Here is a 15114-nt window from a genome sequence, read left to right as displayed (position 1 = left end):
GTCAGCATGGCTGCGGAGTAGATTCGCATACCGGGTAGCTCCGGCGACAGGATCATCCGATAGATTCCTCTTTGCGCACTCCCATGCGGCGGCGAGAAAGAGGGCAATCAATTCCCCTATGTCGGATTGGTTAACTGGACGCCCTTCCCGCTCAGCGGCTGCCATGAACCATTCCATAACTATGCCCGCCACCTCCCCGGCGTCGACCTGAAGTTTCTGCGCTATCGCCAGGCTGGCGTCATTTGTGGGATTCTGCATCGTGTTTCCTTTGCCGTCAGGTTCGCGGCCGGCTTGCTCGCGCCATGGTGTAATCGGCAGCGGCCTTCACCGTCTGCGGCAACGCCTGCTTGTGGACTTCCACCGCGACCCCCGCCGCGCGCTGGTCGATCTTCGCGTCCAGGTCCTCGGTCAGGGACAGCTTGATCGCCACCGGGGCTGCCGACTGCGCGGCCATGGGGCGAATGGCTCATTTGACCGAGCGGGATGATCTTGCCGCTGTCCTGCGGGACGAAGGCTTCCACCCTCCCCGGAGAGGCGGCCTCGTTCACGCGGTAGGCTTGTCCGGCGTTGACGTAACCGCCTGAGGCGCGGCCGAATTCGGCGCGCAAGGATGCTGTGGTAGAGGCAAAGCTCGTTGCCCCGGTGCCGATGCCGGAGCCGCCGCCGAAAATGGAGCCAACGGCGCTGAAAAGCCCTCCGAGAATACCGCTGGAACCGCTTGCGGCACGCGCCTTGTCCAGCGCAGCGGCAATAGGCTTCATCAACACGTCTTCGATCAGCAGGTTCAGCAGGCTGGAAATCAGAGGGTCCTTGATCCCGATCTGCTTCTCCACGGCGCTGCGGATGCTGTCGCGGACGCTGTTGAGTTCATCGACGACATATCCCTCGACATCTTCGTTGATGGCATCAAGACGATCGATTGAGCCTGCGACGGTACGATTCGAGAGGCGTTTCGTTAGCGCGTGACGCCGAGGTGCGCTTTGCTGCGGTTTGCCCGTCCAGCGCCGCAAGCGCTGCTTCTGCGCGTCGCTTCTCCGCATCGCTGGCGGTCTGCGAGTTCTTGACCGTCTCCAGCATCGATCGCTGGTACTGATCCTCTAGATCAATGATCTTGAGCGCGATACGCTTTCGTTCAGCAGCGCTGTCGGCAAGATCACCCTGCGCCTGCAATGCATCCCGCTGGATGTTGTATTGCTGGTCAGCGAGGTCTGCGGTGTCACGCTCGATTTCAGCGCGCTTCTGGAATTCGATCCTCTGCCGCTCCGCCTCAGCAAGGTATTCCACCTGCTCGTTCAGGGCAGCCTTCTGCGCATCGCTGTAGTGCTTGTCGGCGTTGATTCCCGCTCGCGTCCGGATGCGAGCGTGCGTGGCGACAACTACGATGGCCGGTTGAGCGGCAACTATGATGGCCGGTAGGATCGGTTGTCTGGGCTGATCGTAGGGAGGGGCGTAGCCCGACCGGAGAGCGGACCAGACAACCGGTGGCGATCTTTTTCCCCTTCTTTCGGGGGGCTGATCGGGGCTGTGGCGGCGGTGGTATCGGAACACTCATCGAACAACGAGCGATGGGTTTGCGATGCCGGGCCACCACATTTCCGATCAGCAGGTATTTCTCTTCATGACCCATCGTCGCCAAACACCAGGCCGTCGCGGCTGCCAAGGCCGGTATCAGCGAGCGCAGCGCACGCCGGATCGAGAACGATCCGCAGCTTCCGTCCCAGAAGAAGAAGGAGCGCCACTGGCGCACCCGCGCCGATCCGCTCGAGCCATTCTGGCCACGCGTCGAGGAGTTGCTCCAGATCGACGGTATCATTGCCGTCACGGTCTTCGAGACGCTCCAGGAACGAGTTCGGCGAGGATGCTGTTCCCGATGCGATACGACGAACACTTGAACGCCGGATCGCCCGCTGGCGGGCACTGCACGGCGGCGAGAAGGAGATCTTCTTCCCGCAGCATCATGAGCCGGTCGGCAGGGCCTGTCGGATTTCACGTATGCGACAGTCTCAAGGTCACCGTTGCCGGCGAGACCCTGGCCTATCGCCTTTACCACTTCCGCTTGGCGGCGAGTGGCTGGGAGCATGCGGCTGTCGTGCTGGGCGGGGAGAGCTTTGCCGCCCTTTCGGAGCACCTGCAGGATGCCTTGTGGAAGCTGGGCGGCGCGCCGGCCGAACACCGCAGCGATTCCCTGTCAGCCGCCTACAAAAACCTCGACGCCGATGCGCAGCGGGATTTACCCGAAGCTATGACGAGCTGTGCCGTCATTACGGCATGCTCGCTACCCGCAACAACCGCGGCGAGGCGCACGAGAACGGATCGATCGAAGGTCCCCATGCCCATCTCAAGCGACGGCTCGATCAGGCCTTACGCCGGCGGGGAAGCCGCGATTTCGTCAGCATCGAGGCCTGGCGCGAGTTCGTTGAGGCGCAGGTCGCCAGACAGAACCGGCGGCATGCTGCGCACATCGATGCAGAACGCAGGGTACTCAAGGCGCTGCCCGCAAGGCGAACCACCGATTTCGCCATGGTCACCGTCGATGTCACCCGCAACGGCACCGTCGCCATCGATCGGGTTACCTATTCGGTGCCTTCCCGCCTCGTCGGACGGCGCCTCAACGCGCATCTCTTTGACGATCGCATTGAGCTCTTCCTCGGTCCGGACAGGGTAATGTCCACGCCGCGTGTGCGGATCAGCCATCCCCACCGGGGGCACAGCATCGATTTCCGGCACATGATCGGTAACCTGCGCCGCAAGCCTGGTGCGCTGCGCAACCTCGTCTACCGCGAAGCCCTGTTCCCCGATCACGCCTACCGGCGGGCCTGGCAAGCCTTCGATGCCCAACTCGATGGACGGCAGGCCTGCCGCGATGCCGTCGCGCTGCTCGATATCGCCGCCAGGGGCGACTGTGTCGACGTGCTGGCCCGGCGGATCGATGAGGCACTCGACAGAGGGCGCTTGCCCGATGTCGATGCGCTCAGGGACGAGTTCCTGCCAACCGCAAGATCGCAGCGCGATGTCACTATCCCGCCTCCCGATCTGCACAGCTACAACAGCTTGATCGCCAGCGGGGAGGTGTACTGATGACCCGCACCAAGGACCAGGCCGCCGCCGTGCTGCCTACCCTGCTCAAGGCCTTGCGCCTGCCGAGTATCAACCGCAACTGGAAGCGCCTCACCGACACCGCCGATCGCGATGGCTGGCCGGCCGCCAACCTGCTGGCCTCGCTTCTCGAGATCGAGATGGCCGATCGCTCCTCCCGGCGCATCCAGCGCCATCGCGACCAGTCCGGCTTGCCCGCAGGCAAGACCTTCGCCACCTTCGATTTCGACGCAGCCCCCGGCATCCGCAAACCGCACCTCTTGTCCCTCGCCGCCGGTGACGACTGGATCGAGAGCGGCGGCAACCTGCTGCTGTTCGGCCAGAGCGGGACCGGCAAGACGCACGCAGTTGCTGCCATTGGTCATGCCCTCATCGACACGGGGCGGCGCGTCCTGTTCTGCTCCACCACCGACATGGTCCAGAAGCTCCAGTCCGCGCGCCGCGACCTCAGCCTACCCGCCATGCTCGACAAGCTCGACAAGTTCGATCTCATCGTGCTCGACGATCTGTCCTACGTCCGCAAGGACCAGGTCGAGACCAGCGCCTTGTTCGAGCTCATCGCCCACCGCTACGAACGCCACTCGCTCGCCATTACCGCCAACCAGCCATTTTCGGCATGGGACAACGTCTTCCCTGATCCCGCTATGACTGTCGCCGCGATCGACCGCCTCGTGCACCACTCGATCATCATCGAGATGAACGGCGAAAGCTACCGCAAACGTTCCGCCGTCGCCCGTATCAACGCCGGCGATTACGACCCGCCGAATGGCGCCCCGGACCGGCCATCATAATTGTCGCTGGCTTCGCGCTCGGGAGCACCCTTGCTGAGGCAACGGGTAATTGTCGCCAGCGGCAATTACATGCCAACCATCCCATGCGCTTCAGACCCTCGCTTCCGGCCAGCGTCAGCGACAATTACCCAGCGTCGTAATTGTCGCTCGACGGTTGCTCCCCGCAACAGCAAATGGTAGCCAGAATTCACCAACCGGCGCGGCCACCTATCGGCCATCATAATTGACGCCGACCGGACTCCGTAATCGTCGCGCTACAGCGAGCGAGTTCCACATTACGGGTTTCCAGTTCGGCGCGCTGTTCGACAGACGTTGCGACCGAACCGTAGGCCGAATTGGTCTGTTGCAGGAGGTTGGCCATCTCCTCGTCGAAGCGGGCCTTGATCTCCATGGCCGATGGGCCAGTTGGCTTCTTAGCCTTTTCGTTTTGCCAGCAATTGGCGTGGCTGGCGTTGGCGTATCCTCAAGGGATATACCATTCTGAGCGGCTCTAGAAACGCCAATGAGGATCGCGCGCTGCCGCGCTTCCTCCTGTTTTGAGGCCTGAATCTGGCCTTCAATAGTTTGAACCTGGTTGTCCTGCCCCGGAAGATAACCAAAGCGGGCGACGCTCCGCCGCGTGAGGTGCCTGCCCGATCAAGCTGGCTCTTCAGGTCCCGCTGCCTCTCTTGCTCTTCGACAATGCGCATCTGCGCCATTTTGATTGCCGCCAAGCCAGATTTTTCCGCCAATCGTTCAGCCGCTTTCGCAGCCCGGTCATAGGCTGCCGCTGCGCTGTCTATTCCCGGCACGGCCGCCTGTGCCGCACGCGTCAGATCTTCAGTTTTGATGCCGGCTTTGTCTAGTTTAGAAACCAGACGTTCAAGCTTGCCCTGGCTTTCTTCCGCCTTTCTTGCCAATTCTTCGGATGCAGCCGACGCCTCCGCTGATTTGACTACGAAGTAACCTACAGCCACCGTCAAAGCGGTTACAGCCAGCCCGAGAGACCCGCCGAATACTCCAAGCAATCCTGTTCCCGCGCGCGACGCAAGGCCGGATGCTACACTCAGGGAGGTCACTGAAGCCGCTGCGGCTTCTGCACTCACCGATGTGCCCAGCATGACTGAATTCAAACGCGCCTGCATCGCCGCGTGCGCCGCAGCAGTCTGTGTGGCGCGCTCATCAGCGGCAGCTTTCGCGATCGTGGCAGCCGTTGCGACCGCGAGCCCGGCTGCGTACCTGGCAACAATGATCCCGCTTATCACCGCCAGCGCCGGAATCAGCGTATCCAGATTATCGGCGATCTTGCTCATTGCTGTGCCCAGCGCGGCAGACACACCGTTGGCCTTGTCGGCTTCCCCGAAATAAACCGTAAGGGCATTGTTCAGCGTGGTGAACCCGGCGGATAGCGTAAGGCTCGCCTTCGCCGCCCGATCCTCAAGGATTTTCGAGCCATCCAGAATGGCCGTGAAAAATTCCTGGCTGGTGACGGTGCCCTTTTTGACATCGGCGGTCAGCTTGGCGACCGAGCCGCCCCAGCGCGTAGAGCCGGCCGCCGCCGCTTCCAACAGCGGAAACATGCCGTCAAGCAGCGAATTGTATTCCTCGGCCTGAATCTTCCCGCCGCGCAAGGCCTGCCCAAGCTGGAGCAATGCGCCCTGGGCTTCCTCGGCGGACGATCCCTGAATCTTGAGCGAAGCGGATACGGCATCGGTGATCCCGAATATCTGCTGCTGCGTTGCTCCAAGTTCCTTGCTGGCCTGCGTCAGGGTCGAGAACAGGGAGGACAGCCCTTCCAACTCGACGCCGTACTTCTGCGCAGACGTAAAGAGCCTGTCCTGAACCTCTTTCATCTGGTCGCCGGCAACGCCTGCAACTCTCAGGTTATTCTGAAGGCGCGTGAACCCATCGAGCAGGCCAACCAGTTCGCGGCCCGAGAAGTACGCGGCAAATCCGGATGCCAGTCCTTTGATGTGCGAGGATATTTCCCCGCTGGAACGGCTGATCTCGCCCTCAAGGTGCTTGTAGCGCGCCTCTTGTAGGCCAAGCATCTTGTCTACTGATGTGGTTGTGGAGCGGAGATCGGACAGATAGCCATTCACCCGGGCTTGAAACTCGAAGATGAGGGGGTCGACCTCACTCATCGGCTTGGCCCGCCTTTTGCGGATCGGCGGCAGCGGTATTCGCCGCGACTTCTCCCAATTGATTCCCGTAGATCGCGGCGCCAAGAATTCGCCAAGCCAATGCCGCACTCTCGCCGAGAGGACGGGCCGGATAGACGTACCTGTCTACCAGTGCCAGTGCTGCTTGTGGACCGACCTCGATGGTTTTGTCGTCAACCACCGCCTTGTTTCCGCCGATCAACGCGGCGCGGATCAGATCACGAATTTGTTGAGCTTCAGCGGCGCCGCCTCCAGAGAAAATAGCGTGACCTTCCCCATTCATCATAATGCAGGAACGCAAGTTAAACTCTAGCCCGCAGATGGTTCCGTGCTTTTCTTCGAACTCAGAAACCTGCCTTTGGGGCAAGAAAAACCTGTACGATCCATCGGCAAAGGGCATGGTAACTTCAGTGGGATAGGTCATGTGCAAATCCTTCATTCTGTCCGGAGCGCCGCGTTTATGCGCTTGCGGAGGACTTCAAGGGCTTTGGGACGAAATTTGTCGCGCGCTGGTCGCAAGAACGGACGCTCAGCCATCTTCGACGTGCCGAATTCGAGATCATCAGCATAAGGGGCGTCAAAGACTACACGCGCCTCAGTCGGGCCGGGCTGGACGACGTGACCACTATCAGCCAGGGTGCGAGTGTCATTGTTTGGAGGCTGACCCGGCGCGGATGGCTTATGGTTCTTACCGGATTGCGAGCCCGCTGTGATTGACCGGTGAGCTTCCGCGCGAACGTGATCCGCACATTCGTAGAGGCCTTCGCCAACGGCTTTCCAGAAACCGCTAGACCCATAGCCGTGCATCCGGCCGCGAAAGGTATCGCGTGGCCCCCTACCCACGGCAAACATGCTCCATATTCGCCGCCACGGAGAGGAGATGCTTGTAGCGCCCCTTCATGCCGCTACTCCCATCGGCCGGATCACCTCGCCAACCCTATCGCCCCAGCTGAGAACCTCAAAGCGCTCGACGCCGATCGCCATCAACGCCTTCGCGCCAATACCTATGGCCGTACCGATGCCCGGAATGAATGACGCGATGGTCGCTACGACCGATAAGACCTTGAGGACTTTGGACATACGGTTTCCTTTCCTGCGTGCTGTAAGGAACCTTGGGTGCGCCGGGGGCAGCCCGGTACTTGGACTGCCCCCGACTCCGCAGCGGGAAGACGATCAAAACTGACCGCGCGGAAACTGATCATGAAACCGGCTCGATGCTCGCACCCAGGCGGCGCAGCCGTTCCGCTGCATTTGCGTGCAGCCGGATCGTGCGAGCGCTGTTGTCAGTGCGAAATGCGCCGATGATGTCCTCAGGGTAGAGCGTGAAGCCCGTCTCGACGCCACTTTTGGGATCGCGCCCTTTGACTTCCGTCATCTGCTTGATCGCGCCTGCGGAAACGGAGTAGCCCGCCCATGCTTCGGCCTCTGCCCGATCTTGGCGGCGCTGGGCTTCGACCTGCCTTTTCCGCCCTTCGGCAACCTGTTCGGTCCAGTGTTTCGCCGGTCGCTCAGGAGCAGGCCACGCCAGTTCATGCCCGTTGGCGAAGGATGGCAGCGCGATCTTGGACAACTGCCGGAATAGCAGTGAGCCTTTGGTGAAGTTTCCGGGAAGGTCGCGCGCCACCGCCTCCGCATCCGCCTCGTAGATGCCGGCGGCCTTCATCGCGGACGCGTTGCTGGTCACCGCAGACAGCAGACTGACAATGCGCGCTTCGATGTCGGGCCATTCGGCGCGCAAGGCCGCGGCGATGCGATCACGTTCCGCAAGCAGTTCGCCGCGGCGGCCGGCCACTGCCTGCTTCTGCTCCGACGCAACACGGGCTGCGAGTATGGTCTCAAGGTTGGCGACCACCTTGCTCATCGCGAGGATGTCGCGGCGGGCGCGATCGGCGCGGGCGCCGGCTGCGTCACGATCCTCATCGCTGAGGCCAAGGTTCAACGCGTCATCGTTGGCCTGCGCCATGATCCCGCTGAGGCGCTCGCGTTCTGCGGTTGCCTCGCCGATCAGGGCCTCAAGTTCAGCGCTACGCGCAGCAGCATTGGTCAGCGCCTTGGTGAGGCGCTCGTTCAGGGGCTTTGCCATGTCGGGACCTCAGAGGTAGCGCGCGGCGCGGATGGCGGAGACGACGTGCGAATTGTCGGCGAACGCCCTCGATGGCGCGGAGGCGGCAACCGCAGCGCCAGTATAGCGGGCATCGCGGATTGCACTGACATCCTCAGCCCGGGAACCGGTGGCGCGATCGGCGATGGCCGCTGCCACGCTCTGCGCGACATTCTGGTCATTGACGTACCGCAGGGCTGCGGACGTGGCCGCAATATCAGCCATGATTTCCGCCTGGCGAGCCTGCGACGGCGAAATGAAAGGCTTGCCCGCGTCGGTCAGGAAGACGACTCCCGCCGCAGGTGCAGCATCATGCACAGTGGCATCGAAGGAAACTTTCTCGCCGGGGGCGAGAATAGCCGCAGCGCGACGGAAACCAGCGCGAAGCTGGCCGGAAGCATCAAGGGCGATGTGCGGGGGGACGGTCTTACCGTGAGGGTCGATAAACGACATTGGCGTCTTCTCCTGGCTGGCCCGGTGCCGATCACTGTGACCGGACATGGGGCGGTCGGCGGAGTGCCGAACGGGAGGAGCGTTGCTTGTCAGTGCAGTTAGTTTTACCGCCGTCAGAATGAAAAATGCCGAATGCTCAGCATCGGGACGACAGTGTTTCGCGGACGATATGCCCCCGGCGCGCAACCCTGTCCGCCGTGCACTGGTCTACCGGAACTGTGTGCAACATCTTTCTCCCGCGCTCGCGCACATAGTCCGCCCGCGCCTTCTTCAACTCTTCCCTCCCGCATTCGTTGATCCATCGGCGGATGCAACGCCAATTCGCCCGGTAGTGTTCGACGATTCCGTCCCAACCGAGCCTGATGTAGGTTTCCCGAAAATCACGGGGGCAAGGCCGACGTGGGCGGATAGTGCCGGTGTCGTGAACTCGTCCGTCTGAGCGTCGGCATTCCAGCATGCCGATATTGGTGCAGGGCCGCGCTCGTGACGGTTACCGCCGTCAAAAGCTTTCCGACGATTCGCGGTTCATGTGTGGGCATATGTCTACGCACGACACCACCGGCCGTCTCCAGACATGGCGGCCGCCACTAAAAAGTGCTGGATAGTGGAAATCGCCAGCCCCCGCCGGGCGGGAAAGAGCAGGGCGGCCTATGCGAGATCGCGGAGAACCTGCACCGCTGCGACCTGACCAAAGAGCAGCGCGACGAGCATATCCGGCGGTATGCGGAATTGCTGGAGAGGCAGCGGGATGAGGTAATTGTTTGTCAAAATGATAAACAATTATCGCGCCCAGTTGGCAGACCAAAGGCGATCGTCACGGAAGTAGCAGAGGCCACAGGCCTGAATACGCAAACGGTGCGCCGCGCGCTCAACCCCAAGCCTAAAGTCGTGGACATCAAGTCCGCTATCGAGCCGGAAAGCGCCCACGACGCCATCATCCGCGAAGCCAACGCGATCGTGTCCGCTTGGAACCAGGGTTCAGGCCAGCCGCGCTACCAAATTGCGCACACTCGACGCATGCCACCTACCGCCGCGCGGGGTGACGAACCCACCTTCGTTCAGGCCCGCCGCGATCCCTGACAGCGTGTCGATACCCCGAGCGCGCATGTCATCGACGATCGGGCGAAGCTCCTCAGCCCGTTGGGCGGCTTCGGCCCGCACAGTCTCGATTGCCTTTCCATTGCCCTTCCCGGCGCGCTGTAGCGCGGCAGCTCCGTTCGGGTTGCCGAGGCGCTGGCCTGACTTGTACGGATCACCATTGGCCTTTGTGAATGTGCCTCTCGCCTTTGCGGCCTGCAGGGCTTCCTTGGTGCGCTTCGATATTGCCTTGCGCTCAGCCTGGGCCACCGCAGCCATGATGTGCACGGTGAGTTCGTTCGCCTCAGGCATGTCCGCAGCGACGAACCGGACGCCGCTCTCCTGCAGTGCTGCGAGGAACGCGACGTTGCGTGAGAGGCGGTCCAGCTTGGCAACCACCAGCGTTGCGCCGGTCACCTTGGCGCGGTGCAGAGCCTTCGCGAGTTCCGGCCGATCGTCACGCTTCCCGCTCTCGACCTCCGTGAAGGGCGGCGCAGTCAGTTCCCACCCTCGCGACGAGCATAGGCTTTCCACGGCTGCCCTCTGAGCCTCAAGACCCAATCCGGAACGGCTCTGCGCAGCCGTCGAAACACGGTAATAAGCCACTGCCCGCATGGTCTCGCTATCCTTACAAATCTGGCTAACGTTCGTTACGCCAATTTGTAAGGCTGAGCAAGCAGCGTCCCGGACGGTCATTTCTCACGCCCATTGTTCGGCAGTGCAAACACGGCCTTCCCTCCGTAGCATATCTTCGTCCAGCCTCCCTCAATTACGACGAGGACGCCATCGCCATCGGGGCTACGACGTTCGAGCGACACAAGCCGCCGAGTGAAATCGCGGCTCACAGCAGTAAATCCTCGGGATCGCTGTGCAGCATTACCCGGGACAACCAAGGGGCCGCGTGATTGAGCACATGGCGATAGGCATCAACCAATCTCCCTTCTACCCGGTCGGGATCACATCTCGCCACCGCAGCGTCGATCTCTATCTGGCTGGGGCGCCGATCGCTGCTGTTCGAGCTGCGTTCGAGTGCGATCAGCCGTCGCCGCATCTCACCTGCCATTGTTTGCCTCCAATGCCGCCAGCCGCGTCTCGATGTCGGCTGTCTCCAGTGCTTTCCTGTGTTCCGCCAACATCGCTGCGAGCGATTGGCCTTCGGTCGGCGTGAGGTCGCCTGACGCCACTGCTGCCATGATCGCGGCTAGCGCCACGGGGTGATCAGCCGCAGCCTCCACCTTGGGCAACTCGAACACGACAGGTCGGTCGCGGCGCGGAGGCGCGATCCGGTCCATGCAGATCCGCAAGGCCTGCACGTCGCCTTTCAGCGCGAGATCGATTGCCTTTTGCGTCAACTGTTCCGTCTGGCCGTCGAGGAGCGCCTCACAGGCCATGGTCGCCCGGTTGCGCGTTCCCTTCGCCTTGCCGGCGGGATTGCCGCTTCGGCCCCTCTGGAACGGGCGCCCGCGCTGTTTTTTCGGTGCATTATCAGCGGGCGTAGTCATGCCAAGCGGCTCCTGAGTTTGAATCCGACCAGTCCAGTTCTCCGTCCGGAGAGGAGGGCGAGGCGGCCCCAAGGGCCTCGCCCTCCCTATACGTAGTATAGGGTGTGTGTGGGGGCGCGGGTCGGCGCGGGGTCGGCGCGGGGTCGGCGCACGGTGTGGGCGCGGGGTCGGCGCGCAGGTCAGCGCACACCCGACGAACCCCGAAGCGATCCTTTCTGCCTGTCCGACAAACTAGCCCCACCTCGATCTCGCCATTGCGGAAGAGGCGATCCATCGCGGCCTCAAGTTGAGGCTTTTTGAAGCCCTTCGCCTCGTCCATCGCCGCAAATTCCTTTGGGGCATAGGTCCGGGAGGCAGGGCTTTCCGACACCGGCCGCTCTTGCGCATTGCGTATATCCAGGCAGGCAAGGAAGGCCGCATTTTGGGCATTGGCGCGAATGACATCGTCAATCGCTTCGCGCCGATCCTGTGGGATGTCCTCATCGCGCACAAACGCCCAGTCCAGCCACCGGAAGCGCACGACATCGCCCTTTTGGCTATAGTTCGCTTTTGGCAATGACAGGGTCCGCACGTCGGCTTCTTCGTCGTGCTCAAGCCAAAGCCGCGAGCGTACCGCGTTGTTCCATGCGGTCGAGCCGCTCCATTCGTCGCCAGCCTTGTTCGGATGGCCGACCAAGATGATCGCCGCTCCAGTCTCCATGGCAAGCCGGTTCAGCACGTTGACGAAGCGCGTCACGTCACCGCGATCGTTCTCATTGCCCGTAAACAGGTGGGCTACGTTGTCGAGGATGATTAGCCGGGCGCCGGTCGCGTGCAGAGTCGCGACAAGACGGTGATAAGCCGGCGTCAGACTCATCTGGCCGTCGCCAGAAAAGTTCGCCAGCTCGTTGCCTAGCTCGCCGCGAAGGCTCGACAGGAACAGCTTGCCGGACAGAGCCGACATTTCAATTCCCAGTGCCTCGCAAAGATGTTGCTGGCGCCAATGCAACTGGTTCTCGTCATCTTCGCACGTGAGATAGATCGCAGGACCGCTCGCCACTGATAAACCAAGGCACGGTATAGCCGCCGCCGCACATGTTGCGAATTGCTGACCCAACAGACTCTTTCCGGCGCTGCCTGGTCCGTAGAGCAGTGTAACCTCACCTTCCGGTGCAATGCGCTCAATGACGTAACGCACGGGTTCCGCGCGGCGCGAGGCGAGCGCTGCAAGATCGAGCATTGGCAGCGGCATCAACGAACCGGATAGCGCCTTGTCCGTCAGGGTGCGCAGATCGTCCGCCGTGCCATTCCAATCCATGATGTCGCCCTTCGCGGGCAATCCCGGCAGATCGACGATGCAGGCTGTACCGCCCACATCTTCCACCGCCGCCTTGACCGTCTCGGCAAACTTGCGGCCCGGATCATCATTGTCGGGCAGCACGACCACGGACAGGCCCGCCAGCGCATCAGCATATTCTCGCTGCCACCCATTCGCCCCGAAGGCAATGGCCGTGGCAACAAACCCCATCGAGATGAGCTTGTCGGCCTTGCGTTCGCCTTCCACGAAATAGACAAGAGGCGGTTCGTTGGCCTTGTCCTTCGCTATCGCGACAGCATTCTGCAGATCGGTCAGACGATAGAGAACGCGGGGCAGGGCACCGAGGCCGTTGACCCATCGGCCGGCTTCGAATCGCTCTGCGACAAACCGCTTGTTATGACCCGTGGCTTCCAGGCGCTTGGTCCGATAGACCGTGTTGCCAACCCCATCGTCGTATTCGTAGCAGCCGGTTTCCCGCCATTGCGGCTTAGGCATACCCTGCCTTTCTGGACGCTCTGGCAGCAGGCCATGGCGGCGCAGTTCATCTTTCACGGCCAGCGCATCGCCACCGTTGAAACTGTGTACGAGAACACCGTCAGGGGCGTCCGGGTTCAGCGTGATGACCGTCCCCCTGTCACGCTTGGAATGCCCGTCAGTGGGTACGAGGACGCGATTCCCGCTGACCTCGCCCCCAAGGGCCGCCGCGATCGAGCGAAGGTCAGGCGCGCTTGCCATGCTCGCCCCCTCTGATCGGTGCGCCACAATCGCGCAGCCAGCCGATCGCAGTCTCGGGACGGAAGAAGCAGCCGACGTGATGCCCGAGCAGGTACATCCGGTTGCCCCAGTCGATCTGGGCATCGGACAGCGTGCCGGCGCGGCCACGTGCATCGTAGCCCTTGAACTCGGGGAACGCGATCTGGCGGATGCCCCAGGCGACGAGATAGTCGAAAGCGCCGCCCTGAATGCCCTCGCGGCGCGCCTGTCTTGGATTGCGCCGCCCGGCATTCGGGATTGCGCAGACCAGTACGGCTGGCGCCAGATCGCGCATGAGGCGACGGAAGCGCACGACCCGCTCGATCTCAGACCAGCTGCGTTCCCCGTCCGGCCCTTCCACGCGGAACAGTGGCTGTGGGTCCAGTGAGGTTTCGAGGTCAGCCCAGCCCATGCGCTGCCTCCCGCTCTCGACGCGCGGCAATCATATCCTCGACTTCGGACAGTGTAAGGCCATGGCATCGCGCGATCAGACCGGCATCGAGCTTGTCGAGACGGCACAGGGCTACGGCGGTGAGGGCTGCCATGCGATTACCGGCTTGCGTGATCTGCTTGCTCTGAGAAGGCCGGCGCGCCTTCATTCGTCGCCTCCCTCTGCCAGTGCGGGCAGACCATGCCGGGCGAGCAGGATGCGCAGCCAGTTCGCCTGCTTTTCGCTGAGCGGTGCGGTGCGATAGGCTAGGCCGCCGCAGAATTGCCCTTCCTTCTCGGACAGGGAATCGACCGCCAGCAAGGCGCGTGCGGCATCGGGGAAGCGGAGGAAGGGATCAGCCATGATAGGCACCTCCCCCGAACGCTAGCGCGGCTGCCATCGTGGCGAGTTCCGGGCGGATACCGATCAGGTATTGAGCGCGATAGGCGGAGAGAGTAAGGGTTTCGGTGGAACCGCCGGCCAAGCTATTCCACAGAACCCGGTCGCCCTTGGCGGTCGGGTTTTGCTTTCGGGGCATTGCTCAAGCCTCCCGTGCGCCGGTATCTCGGAATGCTTCGAGATCAATGAGGCGATAAAACACCCTGCCCCCGACCTTACGAGGACATGGTCCAATCCCACGAGACTTGTAGTCTGCCAGCGTTTTTGGGGTCAGACCCAAGAAAGCCGCAGCGTCCGATCGCGAAACACGGCCATCCGGAAGAACCCTCACCCGGACTTGTTCAAAGGAAGCACTCATCATCGATCTCCACGGAAACGGACTAGTATCCGTGATACGGAGCTATGCGATTCCGTGTTGCGCGGTCAAGAGAAAACGGATAGGTATCCGTAGAAATCTGGAGTACGCCGATGACTACCGAAAGCTACCGCCTCATTCCGGAAGGTTCTCCGGCATTTTCATTCAAGCAAGTGGAGGCTGTGCTAGCCCGCGCATTCGGTATCGCCGATGGGAAGCGCAAGACGTTCGTCGCGCGCTTGCAACAACTGCAAAAGTTGGGTTTGCCTGCCGGCACTAACACCGGACGGGGAAGCCGCGCCGCCTATTCCACATGGCAGATCTGCGAATTCCAACTCTACCTAGATATGCTCAATGCAGGCATCCCGCCTGCCCTCATCGCGGCCCGCTTCGCTACTGCTCCATTATACGCCAGTGATGGTACTGGCCGTTTCTCCGAAAAGATGGCGATCGAGGGGCGCGCATTCTATATGCACCTGCGCATCAACGCGCTTGATCACCTGTCCTCGGATAGTGACACCACGCCGAGCGCAGATAGCCCGACCCATACCGCATACAGTTGCGGTGCTGACTTGGCGCAAGTGTTGTCTTCTGCCCAAGGATGTCCTGGCCTGCTTATCGACAGCGCGGCCCGCATACGCTCCCTTCGAGAAGCGCTTGCAATTGAGGTGCCCGGTACGACAGACATTCCATTGTTTCAGCATTACGCTGACGAATAA

The 15114-nt window shown here is 61.9% G+C and carries 20 protein-coding genes and 1 pseudogene; 3 read left to right on the top strand and 18 right to left on the bottom strand.

The genetic code is table 11. The features are described 5' to 3' along the window. Positions 1-221: 221 nt before the first annotated feature. On the bottom strand, positions 222-1010 hold the full coding sequence (locus FA702_RS17755; protein ID WP_136957168.1) for a hypothetical protein: 789 nt from the start codon (positions 1008-1010) through the stop codon (positions 222-224). Further along, the gene (locus FA702_RS17750) at positions 907-1284 is read right to left on the bottom strand and encodes a hypothetical protein (RefSeq protein WP_136957167.1); all 378 of its coding nucleotides are present in this window, start codon (positions 1282-1284) and stop codon (positions 907-909) included. The genes FA702_RS17755 and FA702_RS17750 overlap by 104 nt, the downstream gene beginning before the upstream one ends. 334 nt (positions 1285-1618) lie before the next feature. Between FA702_RS17750 and istA the strand changes: the two are divergent. After that, positions 1619-3078, top strand: a pseudogene (gene istA, locus FA702_RS17745) (IS21 family transposase). Further along, positions 3078-3887 (top strand): IS21-like element helper ATPase IstB, encoded by an 810-nt coding sequence (gene istB, locus FA702_RS17740; RefSeq protein WP_009823666.1) that lies wholly within the window; start codon positions 3078-3080, stop codon positions 3885-3887. The pseudogene istA and the gene istB overlap by 1 nt, the downstream one beginning before the upstream one ends. Positions 3888-4104: 217 nt before the next feature. On the opposite strand, the gene FA702_RS22840 is transcribed toward istB, so the two are convergent. From FA702_RS22840 to FA702_RS23575, 16 genes are all read right to left on the bottom strand, one after another. After that, entirely contained in the window at positions 4105-4278 is a 174-nt protein-coding gene (locus FA702_RS22840) for a hypothetical protein (RefSeq protein WP_168196107.1), read from the bottom strand. A gap of 22 nt (positions 4279-4300) precedes the next feature. After that, positions 4301-6010 carry a tape measure protein gene (locus FA702_RS17735; RefSeq protein WP_136957166.1) on the bottom strand — a complete coding sequence of 570 codons (1710 nt, stop codon included), beginning with the start codon at positions 6008-6010 and terminating at the stop codon, positions 4301-4303. Continuing rightward, a complete protein-coding gene (locus FA702_RS17730; protein ID WP_136954507.1) occupies positions 6003-6452 on the bottom strand; it encodes a hypothetical protein in 450 nt (149 codons plus the stop codon). Before FA702_RS17730 ends, FA702_RS17735 begins: the two co-directional genes overlap by 8 nt. Positions 6453-6463: 11 nt before the next feature. After that, a complete protein-coding gene (locus FA702_RS23580; RefSeq protein ID WP_370385519.1) occupies positions 6464-6835 on the bottom strand; it encodes an HK97-gp10 family putative phage morphogenesis protein in 372 nt (123 codons plus the stop codon). A gap of 90 nt (positions 6836-6925) precedes the next feature. Next, a complete protein-coding gene (locus FA702_RS17720; protein WP_136954505.1) occupies positions 6926-7108 on the bottom strand; it encodes a hypothetical protein in 183 nt (60 codons plus the stop codon). A 118-nt stretch (positions 7109-7226) separates the two neighbouring features. Then, a complete protein-coding gene (locus tag FA702_RS17715) occupies positions 7227-8111 on the bottom strand; it encodes a hypothetical protein (protein ID WP_136954504.1) in 885 nt (294 codons plus the stop codon). Between the two features lie 9 nt (positions 8112-8120). After that, a complete protein-coding gene (locus tag FA702_RS17710) occupies positions 8121-8582 on the bottom strand; it encodes a hypothetical protein (RefSeq protein WP_136954503.1) in 462 nt (153 codons plus the stop codon). Between the two features lie 978 nt (positions 8583-9560). Continuing rightward, a complete protein-coding gene (locus FA702_RS17705; RefSeq protein WP_136954502.1) occupies positions 9561-10274 on the bottom strand; it encodes a recombinase family protein in 714 nt (237 codons plus the stop codon). A gap of 226 nt (positions 10275-10500) precedes the next feature. Next, positions 10501-10722, bottom strand: a complete 222-nt coding sequence (locus FA702_RS17700; protein ID WP_136954501.1) for a hypothetical protein — start codon at positions 10720-10722, stop codon at positions 10501-10503. Beyond that, on the bottom strand, positions 10712-11161 hold the full coding sequence (locus FA702_RS17695; RefSeq protein WP_136954500.1) for a DUF5681 domain-containing protein: 450 nt from the start codon (positions 11159-11161) through the stop codon (positions 10712-10714). The genes FA702_RS17700 and FA702_RS17695 overlap by 11 nt, the downstream gene beginning before the upstream one ends. Then, positions 11145-13193, bottom strand: a complete 2049-nt coding sequence (locus FA702_RS17690; RefSeq protein ID WP_168196106.1) for an AAA family ATPase — start codon at positions 13191-13193, stop codon at positions 11145-11147. The genes FA702_RS17695 and FA702_RS17690 overlap by 17 nt, the downstream gene beginning before the upstream one ends. Further along, positions 13177-13623, bottom strand: coding sequence for a hypothetical protein (locus FA702_RS22835; RefSeq protein WP_168196105.1), 447 nt, complete (start codon positions 13621-13623; stop codon positions 13177-13179). The genes FA702_RS17690 and FA702_RS22835 overlap by 17 nt, the downstream gene beginning before the upstream one ends. Continuing rightward, a complete protein-coding gene (locus tag FA702_RS22830; protein ID WP_168195958.1) occupies positions 13610-13756 on the bottom strand; it encodes a hypothetical protein in 147 nt (48 codons plus the stop codon). The genes FA702_RS22835 and FA702_RS22830 overlap by 14 nt, the downstream gene beginning before the upstream one ends. A gap of 50 nt (positions 13757-13806) precedes the next feature. Next, the gene (locus FA702_RS17685) at positions 13807-14004 is read right to left on the bottom strand and encodes a hypothetical protein (RefSeq protein WP_136957164.1); all 198 of its coding nucleotides are present in this window, start codon (positions 14002-14004) and stop codon (positions 13807-13809) included. Next, positions 13997-14179, bottom strand: coding sequence for a hypothetical protein (locus FA702_RS17680; RefSeq protein WP_136954497.1), 183 nt, complete (start codon positions 14177-14179; stop codon positions 13997-13999). Before FA702_RS17680 ends, FA702_RS17685 begins: the two co-directional genes overlap by 8 nt. 3 nt (positions 14180-14182) lie before the next feature. Further along, positions 14183-14398, bottom strand: a complete 216-nt coding sequence (locus FA702_RS23575; protein WP_136957170.1) for an AlpA family transcriptional regulator — start codon at positions 14396-14398, stop codon at positions 14183-14185. Between the two features lie 110 nt (positions 14399-14508). On the opposite strand from FA702_RS23575, the gene FA702_RS17670 reads away from it, so the two are divergent. Next, a complete protein-coding gene (locus FA702_RS17670) occupies positions 14509-15114 on the top strand; it encodes a hypothetical protein (protein ID WP_136954496.1) in 606 nt (201 codons plus the stop codon).

The sequence above is a fragment of the Novosphingobium sp. EMRT-2 genome (genome assembly GCF_005145025.1).
Lineage (GTDB): Bacteria > Pseudomonadota > Alphaproteobacteria > Sphingomonadales > Sphingomonadaceae > Novosphingobium.
This window is presented reverse-complemented; position numbering and strand designations above follow the sequence as displayed.